Raw genomic sequence first — 4,030 nt, 5'->3', positions numbered from 1 at the left:
CGCTGAATCTGGTTGCCACGCTCGTCGTACGCGTAATGCGTACCGGCGTACTCACGCAGCAGGTTGTCCAGCAACTTGCTGCGTTTGGGGTCCTGGTCCAGCGGGCGGTGCGCCTGCTGCACGCTGTCGTCGCGCAGGTTGCCTGCGGGGTCGAATGCAAAGGTCTCCACACCGAGGCGGCTGGCAGCCTGCAACAGCCGCCCCACCGGATCGTAACGATAGGCCAGCGGCCCGCGCCGGGTATCGTCGATGTCGGTCAGTTGCCCGGCCGCGTCATACACATACGCACGCTTGAGCAGCGTGCTGTTGTCATCGCTACGGCCCAGCAATTGCTCCTGCAGACGCCCCACCGGATTCCAGCGCTGGGTCTGCAGCAAGTGATTGCCTTGATGACGCGCCACCTCACGGTGCAGGTCGTCACGTTCATAACTCAACAGGTCATGGTCATCCAGGCGCAAGCCGAGCAAATGACCACTGCCGTAGGTCAGCCAGCTGACGCGGTGCCCGTCCGGGCGCAACGTCGCCACACGCTGGTTGAGCACGTCGTACTCGTGCTTCCACACTGCAACCACCGGGGCCTGCAACCCGAGGTAATGCTGGTGCTCGCGCACCAGGTTGCCGGCCGGATCATGGAACCACTGCACACGGCTCTGATCGTTGCTGGCCATGATCAGCTGGCCGTTACCGTCGTAGGCGAACGTCTCTCGCTGGCTCAGGTTGCCCTGGCTGCTGAGGCTGGCGCTGCGCTCGGTAAGCCGGCCCATCGCATCGAAACGCAGGCTGATGCTGCGCTCGCCATCAAGGGTGCTGTGCAAGCGGCCGGTAGACGCCTCGTAGGTGTAGCGCGTGGCGCGCCCGTCAAACCCTCGCTCTTCCAGCAACCGGCCCATGGGGTCGTAGTGAAAGTGCGCGCGGCGTTCGTTTTCGTTCTCCAGGGCCACCAGCCGCCCCACCGGATCCCAACGGTAGTGCAGGGTCTGTTGCGCTGCATCGACCCGCTCGCTGATCAGGCCGGCGGCGTTGTAGCGCCAGGTGGTACACCGGTCCAGGGCGTCGAGGTGAGCGAGCAGACGCCCCTCGGCATCGCGCTCGAAGCGCTCCTCGGTGTTGTCCGGGTGCGTGACCAGCGACAGCTGTCCCGCCTTGTAGGCGTACTGGGTCGTGTGCCCGGCCGCGTCGGTGAACTGCACCAGGTTGCCGTAGTCGTCGTACGCCCATGCACTGAGCTTGCCCGAGCAGTCGGTGTACTTCAGCAACTGGCCGGCGGCGTTGTACTCCACGGCCTTTTCATTGCCGTTGGCATCCTTGATCGCGCTTACCAGACCGCTTGGGGTGTAGGCGTACTCGGTCTTGTTGCCCAGCGGATCGGTCGCTTCGAGCAGGTGGCCGCGCTCGTTGTAGTCGCGCAGCCACAGGCCGCCTTCGGCATCGCGGATCTTGATCAGCTGGCTCTGGTCGTCATAGGCGTAATGCACTGTCGTGTGGTCGGCACGAATGTGCTGCAGCAGGTCGCCACAATCGCTATAGGTGTAGCGATCCTGACTGCCATCGGTGTGCACGTGCCGGATGACGTTCTTGGCCTGGTCGCGAAAGAACCATTCGCTACGATCATCCGGATGGCGGATGCGGTAGGTGTAGCCCAGCAGGTCGTAGTAGTGCCAGGTCTCATGCCCCAGCGCATCGGTGACATAGGTGAGCCGGATGTTCTCATCCCACTCCAGCCGCGTGTCGGAGCTGCCGTCGTCTGCCCATTCACGTACTGCCCTGGCATCCGCGCCACTGCCTTGCCATTGCAGGTTCATGCCGCGCCCGGTGCGGTCGGTGTAGCGCGTTATCAGGTGATGCTGGTACTGGTAGTTCCAGGCCGCGCCATGTTCGTCCTGCGCATGGCACAGGTCGCCGGCCGCATCGTAGTGGTAGGCGCACAGCTGTCGCAGCACCTGCCCGTCGCGGATCTCCCACAAGCCGGTCAAACGGCCGTGCTCGTCGATCAGGGTGCCCAGGTGCAGGTGGACGTCGGTCAGTTCGTCCTGGTAGGTGATCACATCCGACAGCACCGGCAGGTCGTTGTGGCGGTGCTCATGGTGCAGCATGACGCCCGCGCCGTTGCGCAGCACCACCTGCTTGAGCACAAAGCGCTGACCGTGGCGCACATACGTTTCCTTGCGGTCGTAGCCCCGGCACAACAACAGCTGATGCTCGCCAGTACGAATCAGCGTGAAATTCTCGACCGAGTCGTAATGAAAACCACTGACCGTGGGTATCGGGTAGGCGTGGCTGCGCCCATCCGCGTCATGAAACACCAGACCGTCATCGACACAATCGAACCGCGAGGTGAACTCGGTGATCCAGCGCGCGCCCATCACATCTTCGTCATAGGCTTCCAGTGCCGAGCAGTAGGTACGGGTCCACTCCAACGCAAACGGCCCTGGCAGGCTGAAGTCGGTGTGCTGCAGCGACTCTGCGCCCGTGGCAAAGCTGATGCTCTTGCAAGTGCCGGGACAGCTGCCGTTTTTCTGCGGCTTGGGCCGACGCCGGCCGCGCATCTGGCGGCGTACCACCTCCAGTGCGCCCATCCCAGCTATCAACGTCACGGTACTGACCGCCTCGGGTTTGACGTTGCCAGCCACACTGTTGTTGTGAACCCACCATTCATCCGCCGCATCCGCCATGGCCATGCGCAGGGATTCGAGGGAGTTGGGGTCGTTCGGGTCGGCAAGTTTCTTCAGTTGCTGGCGCACCCGGGGGCCCATGTCCCGTAGCGTTCTGATGTACGGCGCTACCAGTGCCTTGGCCTTGTCGGGCACAAACTGCTTGGCGACCGCATTGGCCAGGCCTTTGGCCCCGGCCTTGTAGCTGCTCGCCACTGCGCTGAGGAAGTTGGCGGCGGTGGACTCGGGGTCGTGCCACCACGTGCTCAACTCCAACTCGGCGCTGTCCAACTCACCCTGGGCATCGAACGTGCCATTGACCATTGCGTCGAGGCCGCTGGCCAGGTCGTTGAGCATCCCTTCGCAGAACGTGCCGCAATCCTCCAACAGCGTGGGCAGCATACCCTCGGTCTGGTCGAGGAAATTGTCGATGGTGCCGACGATCGAGGCGTTCAAATGCCCGACAGCCACTGCGATCAGTGCGTCGCCCAGTGTTTTCTTGCCGTGCTGACGCGCCAGCGCCAGCATCGGGCGCAGGGTCATGCGTGCGGCTGCCATATTGGGTGGGGCGGGAATCACGCCGATAAGGTTGATCCCAAGGCTGACCCAGACCAGCGGGTCCACCTCGACGCTTTCGCTCAAGGTGACGATGTCACTGAGCGTATCGACCAGCGCCATGATGTTGCCGATCACCGGCACACAACCGGCAAAATGCTGCAGCCGCTCAAGGGTGATCATGTCGTCGCTGATTGCGCGCAGCCAATCATCGATATGCGCCGCCGCCAGGCCCATGTCTTCAAGGGCCACCTGGTCCAGTGGGACGATGGCTACCTGAGGTTCACGATGGTTTGCAGCCGTACTTTCAGTGGTCATGACAGCATCTCGCCCACCAGCAACGCCGGGGTTTCAAAAGAAGAGGTAGAGGACAACGTCGCGGGCAGACCTGGCAGGTCACTCGCCCTTTTCGCGGTACCCAACAGCTCGACGGCAGAGGGTGCGGCCGCCATCAGCAACTGCGGCACGCCCTTGCTCGCGGCCTGTACGGTGGTCTGCACCTGTTGCACGGCCTGCACGCCGCCTTTCACGGCATGCATCGCCCCCATTGCGGCACTCGCCAGCGTCTTGGCTTGCGCCGCGACATTTTCGCCACCCGGCACAATGGGCTTGGCCGGTGTGGCGAAGTAGCTGCCAACACTCCAGGTGTCCGCAGGGTCACGGCCGAATCGCACACTGACGGGCCCCGACGCAGCGCCGGCCACACTCATGAAGCCCTTGGCGTCAAGTGCACCCGGGAGGCGGGTGCCCATCGCGTCGACTACCTCGAAGTCGCCTTCCTTGACGCCTTCAAGGGTGGCGTACTTATTGAACAGCTCCAGGCT

1 protein-coding gene and 1 pseudogene are annotated in these 4,030 nt (G+C 63.4%); both read right to left on the bottom strand.

Annotated elements, in window-relative coordinates:
- Window positions 1-3,524, bottom strand: a 3,524-nt coding sequence (locus tag DN387_RS25885) for a DUF6531 domain-containing protein (RefSeq protein ID WP_082405807.1), incomplete at its 3' end; no start/stop codon positions are given.
- Window positions 3,521-4,030, bottom strand: a pseudogene (locus DN387_RS25880) (type VI secretion system tip protein VgrG); the annotation flags it as partial. The gene DN387_RS25885 and the pseudogene DN387_RS25880, both read right to left, overlap by 4 nt.

It is taken from the genome of Pseudomonas sp. FBF18 (assembly GCF_024261405.1).
Taxonomy (GTDB): Bacteria; Pseudomonadota; Gammaproteobacteria; order Pseudomonadales; family Pseudomonadaceae; genus Aquipseudomonas; species Aquipseudomonas palmensis.
This window is presented reverse-complemented; position numbering and strand designations above follow the sequence as displayed.